The 20452-nt window shown below is 55.0% G+C and carries 21 protein-coding genes and 1 tRNA gene; 10 read left to right on the top strand and 12 right to left on the bottom strand.

Annotated features, from left to right (window positions below; translation table 11 throughout):
• Window positions 1–263: 263 nt before the first annotated feature.
• From AC2FLP_RS20445 to AC2FLP_RS20425, 5 genes are all read right to left on the bottom strand, one after another.
• Window positions 264–713, bottom strand: coding sequence for a MarR family winged helix-turn-helix transcriptional regulator (locus tag AC2FLP_RS20445; protein WP_496685944.1), 450 nt, complete (start codon window positions 711–713; stop codon window positions 264–266).
• Window positions 703–1803, bottom strand: a complete 1101-nt coding sequence (locus AC2FLP_RS20440) for an Acg family FMN-binding oxidoreductase (RefSeq protein WP_496685946.1) — start codon at window positions 1801–1803, stop codon at window positions 703–705. The genes AC2FLP_RS20445 and AC2FLP_RS20440 overlap by 11 nt, the downstream gene beginning before the upstream one ends.
• Before the next feature lie 213 nt (window positions 1804–2016).
• Window positions 2017–2694: a GntR family transcriptional regulator gene (locus AC2FLP_RS20435; protein ID WP_496685949.1), complete on the bottom strand. Its 678-nt coding sequence runs from the start codon at window positions 2692–2694 to the stop codon at window positions 2017–2019.
• On the bottom strand, window positions 2691–3722 hold the full coding sequence (locus tag AC2FLP_RS20430) for a Gfo/Idh/MocA family protein (RefSeq protein ID WP_496677124.1): 1032 nt from the start codon (window positions 3720–3722) through the stop codon (window positions 2691–2693). Before AC2FLP_RS20430 ends, AC2FLP_RS20435 begins: the two co-directional genes overlap by 4 nt.
• A complete protein-coding gene (locus tag AC2FLP_RS20425; RefSeq protein WP_496685951.1) occupies window positions 3719–4807 on the bottom strand; it encodes an isocitrate/isopropylmalate dehydrogenase family protein in 1089 nt (362 codons plus the stop codon). The genes AC2FLP_RS20430 and AC2FLP_RS20425 overlap by 4 nt, the downstream gene beginning before the upstream one ends.
• A 135-nt stretch (window positions 4808–4942) precedes the next feature.
• On the opposite strand from AC2FLP_RS20425, the gene AC2FLP_RS20420 reads away from it, so the two are divergent.
• The 9 genes from AC2FLP_RS20420 to AC2FLP_RS20380 all read left to right on the top strand — a co-directional run bounded on the left by AC2FLP_RS20420 (window position 4943) and on the right by AC2FLP_RS20380 (window position 12642).
• The gene (locus AC2FLP_RS20420) at window positions 4943–5950 is read left to right on the top strand and encodes a Bug family tripartite tricarboxylate transporter substrate binding protein (protein WP_496685953.1); all 1008 of its coding nucleotides are present in this window, start codon (window positions 4943–4945) and stop codon (window positions 5948–5950) included.
• A 57-nt stretch (window positions 5951–6007) separates the two neighbouring features.
• On the top strand, window positions 6008–6757 hold the full coding sequence (locus AC2FLP_RS20415) for a hypothetical protein (RefSeq protein ID WP_496685955.1): 750 nt from the start codon (window positions 6008–6010) through the stop codon (window positions 6755–6757).
• A gap of 4 nt (window positions 6758–6761) precedes the next feature.
• Entirely contained in the window at window positions 6762–8273 is a 1512-nt protein-coding gene (locus tag AC2FLP_RS20410) for a tripartite tricarboxylate transporter permease (RefSeq protein ID WP_496685957.1), read from the top strand.
• A complete protein-coding gene (locus AC2FLP_RS20405) occupies window positions 8273–8560 on the top strand; it encodes a putative quinol monooxygenase (protein ID WP_117870790.1) in 288 nt (95 codons plus the stop codon). Before AC2FLP_RS20410 ends, AC2FLP_RS20405 begins: the two co-directional genes overlap by 1 nt.
• Complete coding sequence (locus AC2FLP_RS20400; RefSeq protein ID WP_496685960.1) at window positions 8557–9354, top strand: N-acyl homoserine lactonase family protein; 798 nt, start codon at window positions 8557–8559, stop codon at window positions 9352–9354. The genes AC2FLP_RS20405 and AC2FLP_RS20400 overlap by 4 nt, the downstream gene beginning before the upstream one ends.
• Entirely contained in the window at window positions 9351–10628 is a 1278-nt protein-coding gene (gene otnK, locus AC2FLP_RS20395; RefSeq protein WP_496685962.1) for a 3-oxo-tetronate kinase, read from the top strand. The genes AC2FLP_RS20400 and otnK overlap by 4 nt, the downstream gene beginning before the upstream one ends.
• On the top strand, window positions 10625–11266 hold the full coding sequence (gene otnC, locus AC2FLP_RS20390) for a 3-oxo-tetronate 4-phosphate decarboxylase (protein WP_496685965.1): 642 nt from the start codon (window positions 10625–10627) through the stop codon (window positions 11264–11266). The genes otnK and otnC overlap by 4 nt, the downstream gene beginning before the upstream one ends.
• A gap of 130 nt (window positions 11267–11396) precedes the next feature.
• On the top strand, window positions 11397–12002 hold the full coding sequence (locus AC2FLP_RS20385; protein WP_117870781.1) for an IS1595 family transposase: 606 nt from the start codon (window positions 11397–11399) through the stop codon (window positions 12000–12002).
• 19 nt (window positions 12003–12021) lie between these two features.
• A complete protein-coding gene (locus tag AC2FLP_RS20380) occupies window positions 12022–12642 on the top strand; it encodes a class I SAM-dependent methyltransferase (RefSeq protein ID WP_496685968.1) in 621 nt (206 codons plus the stop codon).
• A 95-nt stretch (window positions 12643–12737) separates the two neighbouring features.
• Here AC2FLP_RS20380 and AC2FLP_RS20375 read toward each other — a convergent pair.
• From AC2FLP_RS20375 to AC2FLP_RS20365, 3 genes are all read right to left on the bottom strand, one after another.
• Window positions 12738–13495, bottom strand: a protein-coding gene (locus AC2FLP_RS20375) for an IS5 family transposase (RefSeq protein WP_496685971.1) whose coding sequence is annotated in 2 segments (ribosomal slippage) — window positions 12738–13159 and window positions 13159–13495 — 759 coding nt in all. Because the reading frame shifts where the segments join, the coding sequence is not laid out codon by codon here.
• 47 nt (window positions 13496–13542) lie between these two features.
• Window positions 13543–14391, bottom strand: coding sequence for a DUF6538 domain-containing protein (locus AC2FLP_RS20370; RefSeq protein ID WP_496685973.1), 849 nt, complete (start codon window positions 14389–14391; stop codon window positions 13543–13545).
• Between the two features lie 61 nt (window positions 14392–14452).
• Window positions 14453–14528, bottom strand: a tRNA-Thr gene (locus AC2FLP_RS20365).
• A 175-nt stretch (window positions 14529–14703) separates the two neighbouring features.
• Here AC2FLP_RS20365 and AC2FLP_RS20360 point away from each other — a divergent pair.
• The gene (locus AC2FLP_RS20360) at window positions 14704–15579 is read left to right on the top strand and encodes a hypothetical protein (RefSeq protein WP_299902040.1); all 876 of its coding nucleotides are present in this window, start codon (window positions 14704–14706) and stop codon (window positions 15577–15579) included.
• A gap of 267 nt (window positions 15580–15846) precedes the next feature.
• On the opposite strand, the gene AC2FLP_RS20355 is transcribed toward AC2FLP_RS20360, so the two are convergent.
• The 4 genes from AC2FLP_RS20355 to AC2FLP_RS20340 form a co-directional block, all read right to left on the bottom strand.
• Window positions 15847–16566 (bottom strand): alpha/beta fold hydrolase, encoded by a 720-nt coding sequence (locus AC2FLP_RS20355; protein WP_117870741.1) that lies wholly within the window; start codon window positions 16564–16566, stop codon window positions 15847–15849.
• Window positions 16563–18104 carry an ABC transporter permease gene (locus AC2FLP_RS20350; RefSeq protein WP_299902034.1) on the bottom strand — a complete coding sequence of 514 codons (1542 nt, stop codon included), beginning with the start codon at window positions 18102–18104 and terminating at the stop codon, window positions 16563–16565. The genes AC2FLP_RS20355 and AC2FLP_RS20350 overlap by 4 nt, the downstream gene beginning before the upstream one ends.
• Complete coding sequence (locus AC2FLP_RS20345) at window positions 18101–19156, bottom strand: quaternary amine ABC transporter ATP-binding protein (RefSeq protein WP_496685978.1); 1056 nt, start codon at window positions 19154–19156, stop codon at window positions 18101–18103. The genes AC2FLP_RS20350 and AC2FLP_RS20345 overlap by 4 nt, the downstream gene beginning before the upstream one ends.
• A 67-nt stretch (window positions 19157–19223) precedes the next feature.
• Entirely contained in the window at window positions 19224–20189 is a 966-nt protein-coding gene (locus AC2FLP_RS20340; protein ID WP_299902027.1) for an ABC transporter substrate-binding protein, read from the bottom strand.
• Window positions 20190–20452 lie beyond the last annotated feature (263 nt).

The following is a 20452-nucleotide window of genomic DNA, read 5'->3' as shown; positions in this document are numbered from 1 at the left end:
GAAATCAGTTTACCCCTGTCAGGCTTCAAGGCTTCAGGTGCCATGTTGCGCGCTATTCCCGTCGCTGACGAAATCACCACAGTTGGGGTCGTAGCGTAGGCCGGGATCTAACCAACTGTTCGTGGCGTTCGACGGCGGCGCGAAGATTGTGACATTTAACTACACGCCCACTTTGCCTGAAGGATCACCGTCGCTTCCCCCAGGCGGAGATTGCATGATGTTTAAGAATTTGGCTTCGTATTCTAGCTAACACCGGTTTTTGCCTAGTCCCGTTCGCTGTCCAAAGCTTCGCGTATGAGCGTCAGATTCGGCAACGAATTGTGAAACGGATCGAGCCCGAGTTGGAACAAAATTGGAACCAGGGCTTCCGAAATCCGCTCCATACAAGCTTCCAAAAACTCCGCGCCTTGCGGCGTGGACCGGACAATTTTTGAACGCTTGTCATTGGGGTTGGCTTCAAGGGTAATCAGAGCATGATTTTCAAGACTGGAGAGCATGTGCGTCATCGACGTCTTGGGCACTTGAAAAGCGTTTGATAGCTGTAGTGGAGTTTCTCCCTCGGGACGCCGGACCAGGTGGCCCAATATGCCAAATTGGGTTGCGGTCATTCTACCAGGTAAGAACGCTTCAAGCTTGGCCGAGATCAGCTGATTGATGATCCCGACCTCGGTGAAGAACCGGTAAACTTCGTTGGTCTCATCTTCAGGCTTCATTCAGAATTCGTGTCTCCAGCGGCCAGCGGGGGGTGGCAATTGGCTCGGGTCCATACCCCAAACGCAGCAACATTTGCACCGCGTGGCCCGGTGACGCAAGAAGCTCATGCGCCAGAGCGTATTCATCGGCCATCTCGGGATACTCCTGAAGTACCTGACTGACGGGGTGAACGCCCAAGCCCATTTCGGTTGTCTTTAGGTAGAAACGCATCAACTGACGTCCGGCATCGAGTTGATCGCTTCGCGTATTTGTGGCTGTCGTGAGGACTGCGTATTGTGGCGTCGCGTCTAGCATGGCGAAGTAGCCTCGCATGTGTGACTGAGTGCCTGGGTGGTCAACATTCATAAGGGTTTCATTGTCCAATAGGCCGGTAAGTCGCAGCGTTTCCAGCATGGGATCGCGTAATTCTATCCCGTCTGGGTTGGCGTTGATTTCAGCTTTCCCGATCCGCATCAGGTCGACGGATTCTTTCAGGGTCTGCGGCGTTCGCATTTCGATTTCAAAAGCGCGTTTCGTAAGGTCTCGAACACGGGCCACTAGATCCTCGTCGGAAATCAGAGTGGCATAGTTTTCAAGGACCGACGATTCCGCCTCGGACAGCCGCTGTTCAGTGTACGGTTCTTTGTTTGAATGTCGGTTAAGGATTTGATCTGAGAGTGGATCGGATGTCCCGCCAGGAACAAACAGTGCTTCTGCGATAGGTCCTTCATTCCCATCTGGCAGTAACTTGACCTCGGTATCAAATCCCTGCGCACCTGCCGCCAGGACCATGGTCTCAACAAATGCGCCGAGGCCAATAAAGAGTTGGCGGTGGTAAGGATCGGTTTCTGGGAGCTCGCGATCAGTATCACGGTGGATGCGCACTTTGTCTTGTCCAACCAACTCGACCAGCCAAGGTTGCAAGTTGTGTGGATTGGGGGCGAGAATTGCGTAGGACAAAGCGGTTTTGCGCGGGTCGTCATACGGTTTTGGCGTCCACGGAGCCAGCGCGTCATGCGGCGTGCGTGTAGCGAGGAACCCAACCGCACCAGTTGCCGCCAAAATCGTGCCTCCGCCTAGAACTTTTAGAAAACGTCTTCTGTTTGGCATTTTGACTCTCCAATAGTACGATATCGAGCTAAATAGTACGAAATCGTACTACTTCAACCCCAGTCGACGCAGTGATTGGATGAGTGATTTGAAAAAAGTAAATCAGAACAGCCGGACGCAACCGTGGCCTGCCGTGGGAGACAAGTATTCGGAGCGCCCTTAATGCCGGAAATAGGCAGTTATTTTAGTTGACTAACGACCGTCACGAGAAGATCAGAGGCTGTTGAGCCGATGTTTTTCGAGTATCCCGCAAAGCATAGCCTGTGCTTGCAGCCTGTGTTCTCGATGACGTTCACGGGCGACATCCGGTCGGCCTTCACTAATCGCTTGGAAAACAACCCGGTGATCTTCATTGGATTTGACGGGCAGGGGCCTGATGAACAACGTCGTTGCGCGCGCGCGACGTACCTGGTCGCTCATCATGGCAACAATCGCTTCGGCCCGTTTGTTGCCGCCCAACCGAACGAGCTCCTGGTGAAACAACTCGTCGGCCTTGGCCCAGGCTTCAAGGTCTTCGGCTTCGATGGCTTGGTCCATCTTTGCAATTGATCCAGCAAGTACCGCCAGTTCATCTTCTGAATAGCCCGCTTCGGCAGCGCGCTGTGCTGCGAGACTCTCGAGTTCCGTCAGTATGTCGTAAATTTCACGCATATCGTCTGATGAAACAGGCAGTATCCGCACTCCTTTGCGGGGCCGCATTTCCAGCAACCCCTTGCTTTCCAACATAAGCGCAGCTTCCCGTATCGGGGTGCGGGACATGCCAAGGGTCTCGGCGAGTTCCGATTCCAGATGGTCAGTTCCGGCTGCAAGTTCGCCGGACAGGATCATCCGCCGCAAATCTCTTACAGCGCGTTGCGTATTGGAAAGAGTTTTTGCGTCCTGATCCTTCACGGCGTCTCCAGGTTGATCTTTCGTCCCTCCGCAGCCGAGAGATAGATGTTCTCTTCGATGCGGATCACGTCCAAATAGTCTCGAGCCGTGTTTTCCAGCGGCGTGCCCTTTACAAGGCCTGAAACGACGTGACTTTGCAAGGCGTGTACGCAGTCTCCTCCAAACCCATCATGATCGCTCGGAGGTAAAATCTGCTGTCGCTCCTGTTTTCCAAAAGCGCGGAGGTCAACTGAACCGTCGCCGCTAAGAACCAGTGATCCTTCCGTTCCTTCGATGAGAGCTTCGCCCATGGTCTGACGCAGGTTTTCGGCGCTGTGGTCAAGGCACCTGTTCCCATCGAACAGAGCTTTCAAACCTTTGGGGTGGTCAAACAAGATGTAGCCTGCGTCCTCGCCCGCGATTACGGAGTTAACTTGGCGCAAGTCCGCGTAAACAGCACTGGGCGCATCGAACAGAAACCGGAACGTGTCAACCCAGTGAACCGCTGTTTCATGAACAAGGAAACGAGGCATGTCCTGAAAGTACGGCTGCCGGTCAAGGTAGGCGTGTAGACCCTGTCCGTCACCGGGTCGAAGTCTGAAAGTCGCTTGTAGAGGAGTTCCAATTCGACCCTCGGCCATCGCCTCTTTGATTGCTCGATACCAAGGCTGGAAGCGAAAGTTCTCGTGTATAACAATAGTTGCCCCAGCCGCTTCAGCCTCTGAAACAATGATCTCAGCTTCATCCAAAGACATGCAGAAAGGTTTTTGGCAGATCAACCACTTTATCCCAGAGCGCAGTGCCGTCCGGATGGTGTCGGCCTGCGCCACAGGTGGAAGGATGATGTCCACGAGATCTGGCTTTTCCGCCTCCAGCATTTTTGACAGATCATCGTAAGCCGCCAGTCCTGTTTCTTTCGCCTTGTTGATATCACGGTTGCAGGATGCAATCGGAACCGCTCCAGGCATTCGGGACCAGCTTTCGTAGTGGAACCTACTGAAATACCCCGCACCCACACACGCGACCCTGATGGCTTGTTGAGTATTCATGCCCGCAATTCTTCCAATACCGATGAGGCTGCGTCCTGCGTTCCGGCGGTGCCACCTAGGTCACGCGTCAGGTTCTGTCCGTTCGCAGTCACCTTTTCCACGGCTTCACGCAATCGTTCGCCGTCGTTGGACAGGCCTAGGTGATCATGGGTCAAACCTAACCATTCAAGCATCATTGCTGCGGACAGGATCATCGCAAAAGGGTTAGCAATACCCCGTCCCGCAATGTCCGGAGCGGAACCATGGCAGGGTTGGAAAACAGCGTGGTTCAACCCGATATCCGCTGATGGCGCAAGTCCAAGACCGCCCATGAGACCCGCACCAAGGTCGGAGAGGATATCTCCGAACATGTTCTCAGTAACCAAAACATCGAATTCCCATGGCTTTTGGACCATCCATAGAGCGGTGGCATCAACATAGGCATGGTCAGCTTTCAAATCGGGATGGCGTGCAGCCTCCACGTCAAAGATAGATCTGAAGAATGCAAAGGCCCTGAAAACATTGGCTTTGTCGACACATGTAACCCGTCCTTGGCCGCGACCGGATGCCTTGCGGTTCTTGGCGAGTTCAAACGCGAAACGGAACAGTTTTTCGGATACCTCACGAGTGATCAGCAGAGTTTCACGTGCTTCGTGTTCGGAAACTTCGCCAGCGCCTTGCGTGAAGAACAGTCCTTCTGTGCTTTCGCGTATCAAGACAAAGTCGATCTCTTTTCCGGGAGGCAGCGCCAAAGGGGTCATTTGTCCGCTGCTTACTTTTACAGGACGCACACCAGCAAAAAGTCCCAGTTGCTTTCGCAGATCAATTTGCGGTGAAATCTCGGTTCCGTCAGGATATCGAACATCCGGCAAGCCCATTGCAGACAGCAGAATTGCGTCCGCATTGCGTGCAGTTTCGAGTGATCCAGCCGGAAATGATTCTCCAGTTTTGGCGTAGTGGCCTGCGCCAGCTGGTGCGTCTGTAAACGCCAGCTCGTAGGTTGGATTTCTTAGCGAGAGTTGGTGCAGAATTTCAAGCGTAGGGGCCATAATTTCCGGGCCGATCCCGTCCCCGTGGAACACCGCAACATCGTAAATCATTTTCATTCTGGCCCGCTTCCTTCCCGTTTCGCATTCATAGCGCGATAGCAGCTTCCACTACAGTCCGTTGACAATGCATTCTTTAATGTATACGCAATTAAATGCAATAATAAACGCAAAGTTGTTTGGGAGGACTTGGAAATGAAACTAAAGCTAGGGCGGTTGGCCGCCGCAGCCGTGATGGCGACCGGGATTGCAGGGGCAGCTGCTGCGCAGGATTACCCCTATCGTGACATCACCACAGCTGTGGTCTGGGGGGCCGGTGGCGGCACGGACACGATCAACCGAATGATCATGGCCGAGATGGAAAAAAACCTTCCGGTCTCGATCAATGTGATCAATCAAACAGGTGGCGTCGCAGGTTCCAATGGCATGGTCTACGTCATGAACCAACCAGACGATGGCTATACATTGGTTGGTTTGTCAGAGTCTAACGTTACCGCCGCTGTGCAGGGCGGTTGGGACAAGAAATTTGACTTTTGGTATCCGTTTATTGTCGGTGGATCGCCTGATCTGATTTCGGTTCCGGCGGACAGCCCTTACAATACCCTGGAAGAACTGGTCGACGCTGCAAAAGCTGCTCCTGGCACTATTCCAGCCGCGGCTTCCGGCGCGGGTTCGATCCACCACTTGAACCTTCTGGCAATCGAAAAAGGGTCCGGGGCAGAATTCAAGTTTGTTCCATACAAAGGCTCGGCGCCAGGGCAGGAAGCTGCGATAGCGGGCGAGGTCGCATTGGTCGTAACCTCTCTGGCTGAGCAGGCGCCTTTGATCGAGGGCGGTCAGTTGAAACCGCTCGCGATGCTGACGCCCGAGGACGCGCAAATCGCAGGAGCTACGGTGCCATCTGCCTTTGGCATCTATGACGGTCTCGATCAGTATCTTCCACTCAAACAGGCCATCGGTTTTGCAGTTCACAGCTCAGCTGGTGACGACGTAAAGGCCGCGCTTGGCGATGCCTTTGAGCAGGCGATTGCGTCTGAAACTGTCGCTGAATGGGCTGCGGCAAATAATTACGACGTCGGTGGTCAGCACGGTGAAGCGGCTCAAGAACTGTTTGCGAACCTCGAGGCTACTTTTGCCTATACCTTGCAGGACCTTGGCGCTGCCACCGTCGATCCGGCCTCGCTGGGTATCGAGAAGCCCTAATCCGATCAATTTTGAAGGGGCGCGCTTGATTGCGCCCTTTCCCTCAGGAGGCAGGCAATGGACAAACCTGACGATACACTGATCATGCGGGCACGCGATTTCTGGGCATCGATTGGTCTGATAGCAATTTCCACCTTTTTCCTTTGGAAGACGTCGGACATCCCGCTTTGGGGTGAAAACCGCGCAGGTGTAAGTGGATCTGATTGGTACAACTCGGCTGCAATTGTACCGTTGTTCATCTTCGGTGGATTGCTTGGCTTGTCCTTCGTTTTGCTGGCAATTTCGATCCGCTCTGGTGGGGCCCAAAACGCGCTCACGGCTTTGGGGATCGGATGGGATAAGTCGGAAGCCTATCGAGCTTCAACAATAGGCCTGATCCTTCTTGCATATGTCGTCGGACTGGTTCCCAGAGTGGACTTCATTTTGTGCTCGGGGTTACTGATTACAGCTTTGACTCACGGGTACTACGGCGGCCATGCGCGGCGTTCTTTGGTGGCCTGTATCGCAGTTGTCTCTGCCGGACTTTTTGCGTTCGCCATATTTCCCGCGCAGGCGGACTGGAATGCACACGGTGATGATTGGTTTACACTGGTCCTATGGGTCTCGCTAACACTTGTGGTGTTGACCAAAGCGGCTTCAGAACGGCTTTTGCGGTTCGTACCACTGGTCGCGATACTGGCCCCTTTGATTCTCGTTTGCGCGATGGCCTTTGTTTTCCGACAGAACGTGCCCGCGCGCGGTGGGCTGATCTTCAAGCAAATCGAATACCACTACTACGTGACGCTTCGTCCGCTATGGAAAGATTGACCGGATGGATTTTATCCTTTCGCAACTGGCTGGATTTGGGACCGCATTCGTGGGCCTGGCAGTAGACCCGCTGACCTATCTGTATTTGATCGCTTCCGTGTTCCTAGGCATCACGTTTGGCGCATTGCCCGGCTTGACGGCAACCCTGGCAGTGACGATCCTGACGGGTTTCTTCGGCAACAAAATCCCGCTGGACTATTCGCTCATCGCTTTGCTCGGGGCCTACGTCGGCGCGATTTACGGCGGCTCCTACCCATCTATTCTGCTGAACATACCTGGCACAGCAGCCAGCGCCGCGACGGCCATGGATGGCTACCCTCTGGCCAAAGCAGGCCGAGGCGGCGAAGCCCTAGGGCTGACCACAACGGCCAGTTTCATTGGCACAGTTATCGGGACCATCACGCTTTTGATATTTGTCTGGGCACTGCTTTTGGTTTCAAAAAACATCGCAAGCCCGGAGAAAGCACTGCTGGCCCTCTTCGGCATTCTGCTTTCTGGCACTTTGATGAGCGAAGATTTGGTGATTAAGGGATGGATCGCCGGTTTGATCGGGCTCGCGATGTCCATGGTGGGTCTCGACCCTCTGTTGTCCGAGCCGCGCTATACCTTCGGCTGGTCTTACCTGATGAGCGGATTTCAGGTCGTGCCAGTTTTAATGGGGGCCTTTGCCATTCCCCAAATCATCGACGGTTTAAGGCACGTTGAGGCTGGGAACGTTCTGGCCCTTAAAGGCCGTATTCTTCCAAACCTTCGCTCTATTCGACGTTACTTGCCGACCATTGGCCGTTCAGGAGTGATCGGGACCGGGGTAGGAGCGCTTCCCGGCGTGGGCGAAGATGTCGCCGGTTGGGTCAGTTACGGTGTCGGCAAGACCGTATCTGCCGAGGGCGACAAGTTTGGAAAAGGCTCTTTGGAAGGTCTGCTGTGTTCTGAAACAGCAAACAACGCCTGTATTGGTGGCGCGCTGATCCCACTTTTAGTGTTAGGCATTCCCGGTTCACCACCCGCCGCGGCTTTGATGGGGGCCTTCAAGATCAACAACGTGATCCCGGGCCCCACGATAGACCCCGAGATCATTCTGCGCGTGGTTGCAATCCTGGTGCTGGCATCCCTGACAATGTTCTTGATGGGCCTGTTCACTGCTCGGGTTTTTATCAAGATACTCGCCATACCGCAGACCATCTTCTTGCCAGTCGTGATGGTTCTGACAACAATCGGGTCTTTCAGCGTCGGTGGTGGCATCAATGATCTCTACCTGATGCTTGGTGTCGGCGCCGTCGCCTATTTTATGAACCTGATGAAGTACCCAATCGCGCCGTTGGTTATTGGAGTTGTTTTAGGCAGCTTGTTTGATGAAACCTTCCGCCGGTCGCTGTTCTTGTCGGATGGGGATCTTTCGGTCTTCTTTTCGCGGCCCGGTGCGGCCATTCTGATGGTGCTCAACATTGGTTTGATCCTCAGCCAATTGCCTGTCGCAAAGCGCGCTTTCTCGCGTCTGAAAGGACTTTCCGTCTGATGTTTGTGGTTACTGTCACCTTCACTCTCATGCCCGGTACGAGAGACACCTTTTTGCCGCTGATGGTCGAAAACGCTTCAACCTCTTTACGTGAAGAATTCGGATGCCAGCAGTTTGACGTTTGCCTCGGCGACGATCCCGAGACGGTGTTCCTCTATGAGGTATACGATGACGCTGCCGCGTTTGGCGCTCACCTCGAAAGCGCGCACTTCAAGACTTTCGATGCGGCGGTTGCTGATATGATAAAAGCCAAAGTTGTTCACCAGTATACCGAGGTCATCCGATGAACAATTGGGAGATTCACGCCGTCAAGTATGCGGATCGCAATGCCCGCACTCGACGCGACAGCTTCATCTTGGATGACAATCACGACGCACCTCACGCGATGGACTATTTCGTTTGGGTATTGAAGCGCGGCAACGAAGTCATTCTGGTCGATACTGGTTACGATTCCGAAGAGGCAGCCGCCCGTGGTCGTCCAATTGCGATGGACCCACGTGAGGCTCTGCGCCCCTTGGACATCACGCCGGAAGCGGTGACAAACATCATCGTGACCCATCTTCACTATGACCACGCAGGAGGGCTGCATATGTTCCCGAACGCCAAGTTGCATATTCAATCGGCGGAAATGGCCTTTGCCACAGGTCCCTGCATGTGCCATGACCACCTGCGTGCGCCTTTCACAGCCGGCCATATCTGCGAGGTCGTAAAGCGTCTTTATTCAGGCAAGGTCGTGTTTTACGATGGAGAAGCCGAGATAGCAGATGGGGTGACCGTGCACTGTATCGGCGGGCATTCGCGTGGGTTGCAATGTGTTCGTGTAAGAACAGCAGCCGGGTGGATGGTTCTGGCCTCGGATGCCTCGCATTACTACGAGAATTTCATGGAGCGCAAAGCCTTTCCCATCGTCGTCGACCTGCAGGACATGATGGATGGTTTCGAGACACTCGAGAGGTTGGCCTCGCATCCTCGACTTATCGTGCCCGGCCATGATCCACTTGTGCGTGAGGTTTTTCCCGTCGGTGCGGCGCCGCATATCCATAGGTTGGATCCTGGGCCAAATAGGGACATCGAACTATGAAAATCGGTGTCATAGCCGATGACTTTACCGGTGCGAGTGATATCGCGAACACCTTAGCGAAGGGCGTAGAGCCGGAAGGTGGGTTACGAACGGCTCAATTTCCAGGTATTCCGACGACCCCGGCTGAGAAGGAGATCGAAGCGGGTGTAATCTCGCTCAAAAGCCGCACAGCACCTATCGAGGAAGCGGTAACGGACAGCCTGCGGGCTCTGCGGTGGCTCGCGGACCAAGGATGCCGCCAGTTCATCTTCAAGTATTGCTCGACCTTTGATTCCACGGCAGAAGGGAATATCGGCCCCGTTGCGGAAGCACTGGCCCAAGAACTGGGTGCGCAAAAGGTGGTTTTCTGCCCGGCCTTTCCGACAACGGGACGCACGGTCTATCACGGTCATCTATTTGTGCTCGGTAAGCTTTTGCACGAGTCAGGGATGGAAAATCACCCTCTTACTCCGATGACGGATGCCAATATCAGGCGATGGTTGCAGTATCAGACTGAAGAAGCGGTTGGGTTGGTGCCAATTGACACTGTGAAGCAAAGTTCAGAGGAAATTGCCGCTGCTTTGCAGAAGGCCGACGAACGATTTGTAATTGGCGATGCGATTTCGGACGAGGATTTGCTGGCCTGGGGCGAGGCACTTATGGATGCCCGGCTCATTACAGGGGGGTCCGGGATAGCATTGGGTCTACCCAGAAACTTCTTAAGAGAGGCTTCATCAAAAAGTACTGGCAGTTTGTTCACCGGTGCTGCAGGGCCTGCCGCGATCCTTGCTGGGTCGTGTTCCGGTGCGACCCGTGGGCAGATACATGTACATGCCGAATCCCATCCGAGCTTCGCCATTGATGTTCCGGGTGTCATGTCCGGGGATGTGACCACGCAAACGCTTTTGGATTTCTTTAAAGTGCATCCGGGTCAGGCGCCGCTCGCGTATTCATCGGGAAGCCCGGATGATGTGCGAGCGATCCAAAATCAATTTGGTCAGGAAGCTGTAGCAAACAGGCTGGATAATCTCTTTGCAGAAACTGCACGGGAACTTGTCCAAACGGGTTATAAGCGCCTTGTCGTGGCCGGAGGGGAGACGTCGGGAGCTGTTGCCAAGGCCGTCTCTGAGGCACTGGGGTCACCGGCTATGTCAATCGGGCCAGAGATTGACCCGGGCGTGCCAGTCCTGAGCGTTGGGAAAACAGAACCCATTGCAATGGCTCTAAAGTCTGGAAACTTCGGCGCTCCGGACTTTTTCGCTAAGGCCCTCAGAATGATGGAGGCAAGCAGATGAGCTTTGAAGAACTAGCGCTGCGACAGCAGATGTCGGAACTGTGCGCCTCGCTGTTTGCGCGTGGCTTTTCCGTCGGCACTGCGGGCAATGTCTCCGCGCGTCTACATGACGGAATCCTCATGACACCAACCAACTCCACCTTAGGGAATATCGATCCCGAGCGCATTGCCAAGATTGATTTGGACGGCAACCACGTCTCCGGAGACAAGCCGACCAAGGAGGTCTTTCTGCATCAAGCTTTCTATGAGACGCGGCCACAAGCTGGTGCGGTGGTTCATCTGCATTCGACTTGGGCGACGGCTTTGTCTTGTCTGGAAGACACCGATCCCAATGACTGTATTCCGCCGCTTACACCATACGTGGTCATGCGCGTCGGCACGGTCAAACTGGTTCCATACGTCAAGCCGGGCGACCCTGATTCCGGTGATTTGATCCGCGAACTGGGCGGCAAACATAGTGCGGTTCTGTTGGCCAATCACGGACCTGTCGTATCGGGAAAGGACCTCTTCTCGGCGGTCTGTGCAGCAGAAGAGTTGGAAGAAACAGCCAAGCTGCTCGTGGCACTGCGGGGTATGCCAATCCGGATGTTGGATGCAGAACAAGTCGCAGAACTCAAACAGACTTTCGGAAGGATGTAGTTGGACACCGATAGGGACAGTGTGCAAACTTTTGGGTAAATCGTGCAAAATTATGCGCAAATACCACGTAAACTTATGGGCAAGAACATCTGAATTTAATGAATGAAATCAATAGCAGGAATGCATAGCTATGAGCGCGCCTACATCAGGTGTAGGCGTCGCTTCCGACGATGCCTTCAGTGGCATTGTCGAGATAGACGAAACTCATCAACGGGAGAGCCGCAAAGGTTCACGGGAATGGGCTCTGCACCTGAGGAATCCGCTCCAGTATCCGCGCCCGCCCCGCCACCAGTGGTATGTCTTCAAGAGCGGAAGAGTGAAGATGCAGAGAGGGTTGTCGCGGTGGCAACTTCCGCTTCTCACAATCACCAGCCGCTCCGGCAAACAATATCTGGAGCGGATCAAAAACCGCAGTATTCCCGTCATCGACGCGGCGCTTTCGCCTGTGGTTGCGACAGATGCGATTCTTTGCACCGACGGTGCGGCGGCCTATGCCCGCTTCACCAAGAAAAACACCTTGGACCATCATGTTCTCAGCAAAAAGCCAGGCAAACGGGTCACGCAGAAAGCCTTTCACATCCAGAATGTGAACGCATTACACTCCCGCTACAAAGACTTCATGGGGCCCTTCAAAGGCCCGGCGTCGAAGTATCTGGGGCGTTACCTACGTTGGTTTCTACTCCGGTCGAAGATGGACGGCGGAGCAGTCTTTCGAAGGGTGCTTTCGCTACAATGAGTTGGGAGGGTGTAGAGACATGACGGTCGACAGAAAGGCACACTGGGACACCGTCTATGGCGAGAAGTCCGAGGCCCAGTTGAGTTGGCATCAGGATGATCCACGGGTCTCGCTCGAACTAATCGAGATGGCTGGCGCAACTGCGAATTCATCAGTCATCGACATTGGCGGGGGAACCTCCCGTCTTGCGGGCGCTCTGCTCGCGATGGGACTTCACGATATCACAGTCCTCGATCTTTCGCAGGTCGCCCTGGTTGTAGCCCGGGACCGGCTGGGACAAGCCGGTGAAACAGTGAAATGGATTTCGGCAGACATCACCACTTGGGCTCCTGATCGTCATTACGACCTGTGGCACGATAGGGCAGTGTTCCATTTCCTCGTCGATGCGGCGGAGCGGGCGGCCTATCTGGAAAGCCTCGCGCGCGGGGTGAGCATCGGCGGCAATGCGATCATTTCCACCTTTGCGCCAGACGGGCCGGAGAAGTGCAGTGGTTTCCCGGTCGCCCGATATAGTCCAAGCGACCTCGCCGAGCTACTTGGAGAAAGCTTCGAACTCGTGGCGCATCGCCACCACCTGCATCAAACTCCCTCAGGCAAAAGTCAGTCCTTCCAGTTCAGTCTTTTCCGCCGCTTCCGCTGAAGCCGCAGATGAAACTTGTCGTGAGCCGGCTTGCTTAACACGCTTTCGTAACATGGCTAAAAATTATGCACCCCAACTGGTACTAGTGTCAGGATTCATAACCAATAGATGACGATAGCCGCGAGCGCGATGGCTGATAGGAACACCTTGGGAAGGCGGTCATAGCGGGTTGCGACGCGTCTCCAGTCTTTGAGCCTGCCGAACATGATCTCGATCCGGTTGCGGCGTTTGTACCTGCGCTTATCGTATTTGACCGGGGTCTTTCGTTGCTTGCGGCCTGCGATGCAGGCGCTTATCCCTTTGTCTTTTAACGCTTCTCGGAACCAGTCGGCGTCATAGCCGCGATCCCCGAGCAGCCAGTCGACTTTTGGGAGGCTGCTGAGCAACGCCCGCGCGCCGATGTAGTCGCTGACCTGACCGGCGGTGACGAACAGGTCGAGCGGGCGCCCCTGGCTGTCACAGATGGCGTGCAGTTTGGTGTTCATGCCGCCTTTGGTTCGGCCGATCAGACGCCCGCGCCCCCTTTTTTGGCGGCCATGCTGGTCGCCGTTCGATGTGCCTTCAGGTAGGTCGCGTCGATCATCACAGTCTTCTGTTCGCCGTGCTCAGCGGCCAGACCAGCCATCAACCGTGCGAAGTTGCCTTTCTCGCTCCAGCGTTTCCAGCAGCTGTAGAGAGTTTTGTGCGGGTCATAGACTGCAGGGGCATCGCGCCACCTTAACCCATTGCGGTTGATGAAGATAATCCCGCTTAGCACCCGCTTGTCATCAACCCGAGGCTTGCCATGCGACTTCGGGAAAAAGGGTTTGAGGCGCGCAATCTGCGCGTCAGTCAACCAGAAAAGATCGCTCATGTGACCGCTCCATTTTCGGAGCCGTGAATCACGTGGCGCGGCGGAAATCAATGCATCCTGACCCTAGGATGCGTTAGGCGACGCCACGGATGGGGGCGAACCCGAGCCGTCAGCACTCCGTCCTCTCCACGAACAAAGTCCGCTCTTGTCATCCCGGCGGCTTCGGCCAAGCGCATTCCTGTATCTGACACCAACGCCACGAGCCAGCGAAGATCGTCATCCAGCTCTCTGCACTTATCTTGAACTACAACCAAGGCGTCAGCAGGAACAGAAGTGCGATCGGAGACGCCAGCCGATCTGTCGTAGTAGACGCCTGCAAAGGGGTTGTTCAGGGTGAGGCCCTGTTCGCTTGCAGCGAAGTTCGTTACGGCCCTGACGGTACCGAAGACCCGCGTCATGCTGCTGCCAGCAAGACCACGAGCAATTAGAGCATCTCGGAATGCGTTGGCGTCTGCTTTGGTGTAGGCATCGAGGTGCTTGTCTCCACAGGCGTCAATGACGTAGCCACAGGCCCTCTCAGCAGCTCGACGAAAGGTTACGGGGCGACCATTCCCCTTCAGCTGAAGATAAATCCCCACCGCCTCCGACAAAAGAACAGATGACGAAGAGACAGAAAGCGGCTGGTCAACGACTGATGCGTCAGTTGTGCGTTGTAGCCTCAGCATGTGCTTGCCGGGTAGGTTTGCGTCACGACAACGCAGGTGATACCAGTACTCGTCCAGCTGATCAGCTGCTCTTCTGGCTCTGGCTTCAGCGATCTTGGGCGACTTTGTCCGCAGCGAATACGCGATCCGAGGCGACGTGTAGTGGTTTCTCAATTCTTTCGGGATGCGGCGGCTGAAGTAGAAAACACCGTCTTTTACGAAGGTGAAAGGGCGCGAAACGGTCTCCGACATGGTCTACGGCTCCTAGCAGTGGCTAAAATTTGGAGCTATACCAATGAGTTATCTGATTCTATGGTGCCCCCACACGGACTCGAACCGCGGACCTACTGATTACAAATCAGTTGCTCTACCAGCTGAGCTATAGGGGCACTGGCTGTCGATTACTTCCTCTGGCGGTGGACTGCAAGTCTGAATTTTACCCCTAACTTAGACATTGCCCGATTTCCTGAGAACGTGCAAAAACGCTGGGCTCATTCGCAGCAGAGATCTCGCGAGAGGTGGCGAACGCGGCTATACAGAAAAGCCAGGGTTAAGGGAAACAAGATGCAGGTTGCTATCCACGCTGGTGTTGCCTTTTCGGATGAAGGGCTGGTGATGTCCTCGCTTGGCGCGAACAGGCGGATATTGGCGGATTACCGAACGGCTGTTCTGGGGCCGCGTCGGTCCCGGCAATTCGTCAAAGTTGTGTCTGACTCGATCTTGCAAGGTCAACCTGATGCAGAAACACCAAACAGCTTGGCGGAGCTTGTAACCGGCAATCCCAACCTGGACCGCGTGATTTTGTCGAGCGACAAATTCTTTGGCCCCAGACGCACCGCGCTGCAACACGGGCAGATCTATCCGTTTGCGGGGAAAAGAACGGCTTACACAGAATCTCTGCTGGACGGCGCGCAGGTTGAAGTATTTGCAGGGCTGGTAAATCCCGTGGTTTTTATTCCAAAGATCCTTGCGTCGATCCATGAAGATCATCGTCAGGACATACTGGCCAGCACCGATTTAAGCTGCCTCAGTTGGCTTGGTATGGTCGAAGACCTGCTGGATCTTGCCCCGCAGGTTCAACTCACCTTGTGGGAACACGAGAATTCCCCGCTTATTTGGGGAGATATCATCCGCGCTATATCCGGATTGCCTGATGAGGCTCCACTTCATGAAGAATATGCATTCCTGTCTTCACTTTTGACGGAGGCCGGTCAACGACATGTATTGGACATCGTGAGAAAAGGGGACGCCCTTGACCGGACCAGCCGACGTGAAGAGATGGCAAATATTTTGGACGAATACGCCCGTCTGGAGCAGGTCGAAGAAGAGCTCGATATGCCGGGTTGGAATGCCGACATAGTTGAAGCGTTTACAGATCTTTACGAGCAGGATCTGGCCACGATCCGGTCCATGCAGGACGTTCGTGTATTACAAATCTGATTGCCTGCGCAATGCTGTCGGCTTTGTTGCACAAATGGCGCGAAGGAAACTCTTTCCACCAACCCTGCGTGACGGCAGGAACGCATGCGTATTTGGGCCCTGCTGAATACAGGGTCGCGAACTGGTGGTCTTGCAGCGACGCGCTGATACGGAAAAGCCTGCCGATCAATGGACTGATCTGACAGACCATGGCGTTCGACCATATAAATCAATCGGTTATCCGCAGGATGGTGTCAACTGTCCGGTTCATTTGATTGGCGCAATTCATCAGGCATCAAGGAAATCCCGCAATACCCCGTTAAACAGTTCGACTTTCTCCAGATGCGTCGCATGAGCAGAGTTCGGAATCACCGCGAGATTTGCATTCGGAATAGATTGCCACAACTGTTCTGTCTGACTCCATGGGTAGGTACGATCCCGATCCCCCCACATAACCAGTGTCGGGGTCTTGATTGCTGACAGGTTTTCAGCGCCGCTCCAGGAATTCATCGCGTCCAAACCAGTGAGCATGGCTTTCAGATTGCTTTTCTGCGCTATCGTGGCGCAAAGTTCATATTCCATCGCCTTTTCGCGCTCTAGAAACCAGGTTGCCGCAATTCGCCGCGCCGTCACTTTCGGTCCGTCTGCACAGGCACGGGTTTTCGAGGTATCAATGGTCTCAAACCGCCCGGGCAGCACTCCTACGGACCCGGTGCCATAAAGAACCAAACGGTCAACACGCTTGGGCGCACGGGCAACCATTTCCTGCGCGACCATTCCACCCATCGAGTGACCAACCAGATGGAATTTCTCGATGTTGCGCAACTTCAATTCATTCAACGCCCAGTCCGCGAAGCCCGAGATACTGCAGAATGCATCGCGGTGAGTATTTTCACCAAAACCCGGCAAATCCAGCGTGATCACATCGTAACCTTCCAGGGCCTCGACCTGCCGCTGCCATTGCCGACTGCCGCCCAGAAACCCATGGACAAATACTATGGGTGTCATTTCCGGCCGCCCTGCACAATCCGATCCAGAATCATCGCACAGAACAGAATTGAGAACCCTGCAAGGATACCCTGGCCAACATTCGCGTACTGCAACGCCTCCAGAACGTCTTCGCCCAGCCCTTTGGCACCGATCAGCGACGCGACCACAACCATTGCCAATGACAGCATGATTGTCTGGTTGATCCCCGCCCGGATCGACGGGCTTGCCAGCGGCAAGTCGACCTTGGTGAGCAGATACCATTTGTTGGCGCCAAAACTGATCGCTGCTTCACGCACACTTTCGGGTACTCCGCGCAAGCCCAGAACGGTCAGGCGCACCACTGGTGTGCCGCCGAAAATCATCGTGACCACGACCGCCGCTGGTTTGCCAACACCAAAAAACGCGATCACGGGGACCATGAAAACAAAGGCGGGCATGGTTTGCATGAAGTCCATGATCGGCTGGATGAAAGCGTAAAACCGTGGCCGACGCGCCGCGAACATGCCCAATGGAATTCCGATGACAATCGACAGGCACGCCGCTGTCCCCAACAAGGCCAGTGTGGTCATTGCGCCCTCCCAGAAGCCCAACAGCCCCATATAGGCCAGAAATGCGCCCGAGTAGATTGCCGTGCTGACGCCCGCAGTCAGCCATGTCAGCAGAATGATGAGACTGGCGATCACGATCCACGGAGTCTGTACCAATATAACCTCAAGCGCGTCCAGCAGGGTACGGATACCGAATGTCAGCCCGTCAAAGAACGCTTCGCTGTTGCGCACGCACCAGGCGATGAAGTCTTCCACCCAAGTGATGCTGGTCAGGCGGATGTTGGGGTCCGTCGGGAAATGGCTGAGCAACGAGAAACGCCCCGGAAAGCTGTAATGCATCATCGCCGCAGCAACGATCAGCGCCATGAATACCGCGCTGAACACGATCTGCGATACCGGCATTGCTGATCGGATTGAGCGATCTGACAACCATTCCGAGAAACGCGCCTCGAGCGCCCAGTTTGCCACCTGTGACTGAACAAGCTTGACGATGATTAGAATGATCAGGCCGGTCAAAACAATGTACGGGCCCTCGGCGGCCATCGCCTCGGCTTCAGCGCGGATGCCGCCTATGTTTTCCTCAAGCGAATCCACCGTTCGCTGATAGACATCGATCTTGTCCGAATTGTTTTCAATGGCAGCGGCCAACTGCTGACGGCGCAGTTCAAGCGTCCCTTCAATTGAAGCGATGCGTTCCATAGCCTCGGCCGCCAGATCGCCGAACATCCCTCGCGCGATTTGCACATAGGCTATTGTTTCGAGGATCAGAAATGGAAGCGCCCATGACCACAAGCCCCGGGCACCGAACCAGACCGGACCAAATAATCCGGCCATCAGATTGAAGGTTGGTGTAAAGCGGGACGACGCGCCGATCTTGTCGAAGTTTCGGATGTAGTAGTCGGGGCTGGTGCGTACAAATGCCCGAATGTTCTTGCGCCGCTCTTCGGCATACGCCAAAGCAGCTTCGCTTTCGGTATCTTCCAGCGGGTTCACATCAGATGTGCTCATGACACTTCGGTCCCTTCGATCACGGTGCGCAACAGATCGGCACGGGTTATGACGCCAACATCCACGCCGCCGTCCTCCACTAGGATTGCGCTGTCGTTGTCGATTGCCAGATTGATCAGCGTGCTCAGGTTCTCACTCTCATCTACACGTGGGGCATCTGCCGATAGCGGCCCATGGGTCGCAACATGCTCTGGTATGGGCCGCATGACCGCATGGGCGCGCACCACTTTGAGCCGCGATATGCCCGCAACGAAATCGGCCACATAGTCGTCGGCGGGGTTCATGACGATATCTTCGGCCGTCCCGATCTGCACCACCTTGCCGTCGCGCATGATCGCGATCCGGTTCCCGATGCGAACTGCTTCATCCAGGTCGTGGGTGATGAAGATCGTCGTCTTTTTCAAGATTTTGCTCAGTCGGATGAACTCATCCTGCAACTGCCGCCGGATCAACGGGTCCAGCGCCGAGAACGGTTCGTCCATTAACAACACATCCGGGTTCGCCGCCAGTGCCCGGGCAAGGCCCACACGTTGCTGCATACCACCGGACAGCTCGTGTGCGAATTTCGATCCCCAGGCTCCGAGTTCGACGATATCCAGAATAGCGGCGGCCTGACGCATGCGTTCATTCTTGCTGACCTGCCGGATTTCCAGCGGCATCGCGACATTGTCCAGCACAGATCGATGCGGCATCAGCGCAAAGTTCTGAAAAACCATACCGATCTTGTTGTTGCGAAACTGCTGGAGCTCTTTCGGACCCAGAGCCATCACGTCAGTGCCCTCGATTTCGATCTTGCCGGCGGTAGGCTCCAACAACCGGTTGAAGTGGCGGACCAGAGTGGATTTTCCGCTGCCTGACAGGCCCATGATGCAGAATATCTCGCCCCGATTGACCGACAGACTGACATCCGCCACGCCGACAACGCAGTTGTATTCAGCCAGCACTTGGGCCTTGTCCAACCCGCGGTCGCGGATCGCCTGCAGCGCCACCTCGGGCTTGCTCCCGAATATCTTCCAGACATTCGAGATTTCAATAACGGTATCGTCGCTCATAGGTCCCCCAAAGGTACGCATTTGGGCAGCGCCGCCAATCGCCGCCACCCTGTTTCTGGACGTGAGATCAGAGACCCAGCCAGGCGTCGACACGATCCGGGTTCGCTTCGACCCATTCACGGGCAACCTCTGCCGGATCCCGGCCCTTGCCGCTGATCTCATAGGCGAACCCGCTCACATCATCTGCTGTCAACGCGAAATTCGCGAAGAAATCAGCAATCGCCGGAGAGCGCTCTGGCAGCGTGTTGGACCAAGCAATCTGCACGTTCTTGAGCGCGTCCTTGGTCGCAACACTGGATTTGTTGTACCAGTCCGGATCATCAGACGGCTGGACCATCACGTATTTTGCCGGGTCAAATGTCGGCTCGGTCAACATCTGAACGTCGAACATGTACCAGACCGCATGCGGCTTGTAGCAATAGAAGGCGTACCCTTCACCCTTGGCTATGCTGTCCTTGATCCGCGCGGTCTTCACGCTTTCCTCGGCACGTACCGGCTCGATGAAATCAAGCAGACCATAGTCGCGGGTTTTGACTTCGTTCACATTGGCCGAAGCCCAACCCGGCGCGCCAATCCACATTTCACCTTTGCCATTGCCGTCACTGTCCATCAATGCGGCTACATCCGGGCGACCCAGATCAGCGATGTCGGTGATGTTGTTGGCTTCACCAAAGTCTTTGCTGACGCAAAAGCCCTGATTGCCCTCGTAGGGGTTCGACGACAAGGTAACGGTGCCGGCTTCGTCCACATACTTCTTGGTGAAGCTTTCCTGGTTGGGCAGCCAAACGTCGGGATGCACATCGATATCGCCCTTGCCCTGATCCATCGCCTGAAAGATCGTGGCGTTGTTGCCGGGCACATATTCCACTTTGCCACCGATGCGCATTTCCACGACCGCGCCCAGCAGATGGGCAATGGCCTGTGCGCCGGTCCAGGATGGCACGCCGATCTTCACTTCTTCGGCTGCGAATGCAGGCACGGCGCAGATGCTGACCGCAGCAGCCATCCCCAGCGTTTTTAGATTGGTTCTCATGGTCTTCTCCTCTGTTGAAATGCGCCGTGGTTCGGCGTCGTTTGTTCCGTCGTTCGACTTTCCTAATGCGCAATAGGGTCGTGCCAACATGCATTTGGCCGCAACTTCGGACGGAAGGCTGAAAAGAGGACCAACCGCCAGACCCTACCCAGAAGTCTAGAACAGGAACTTTTCCGAGAGCCAATTCGAACATTTCATCAAACTATTCTGTTTCTGCATAGTTCCTGTATGCTTGTTGAAAACGTTCGTTAACAAGCGGGGAT

Source organism: Ruegeria sp. CDSA141 (assembly GCF_059612005.1).
The sequence above is the reverse complement of the archived record's forward strand: the minus strand, read 5'-3'. Positions and strand labels throughout refer to the sequence as shown.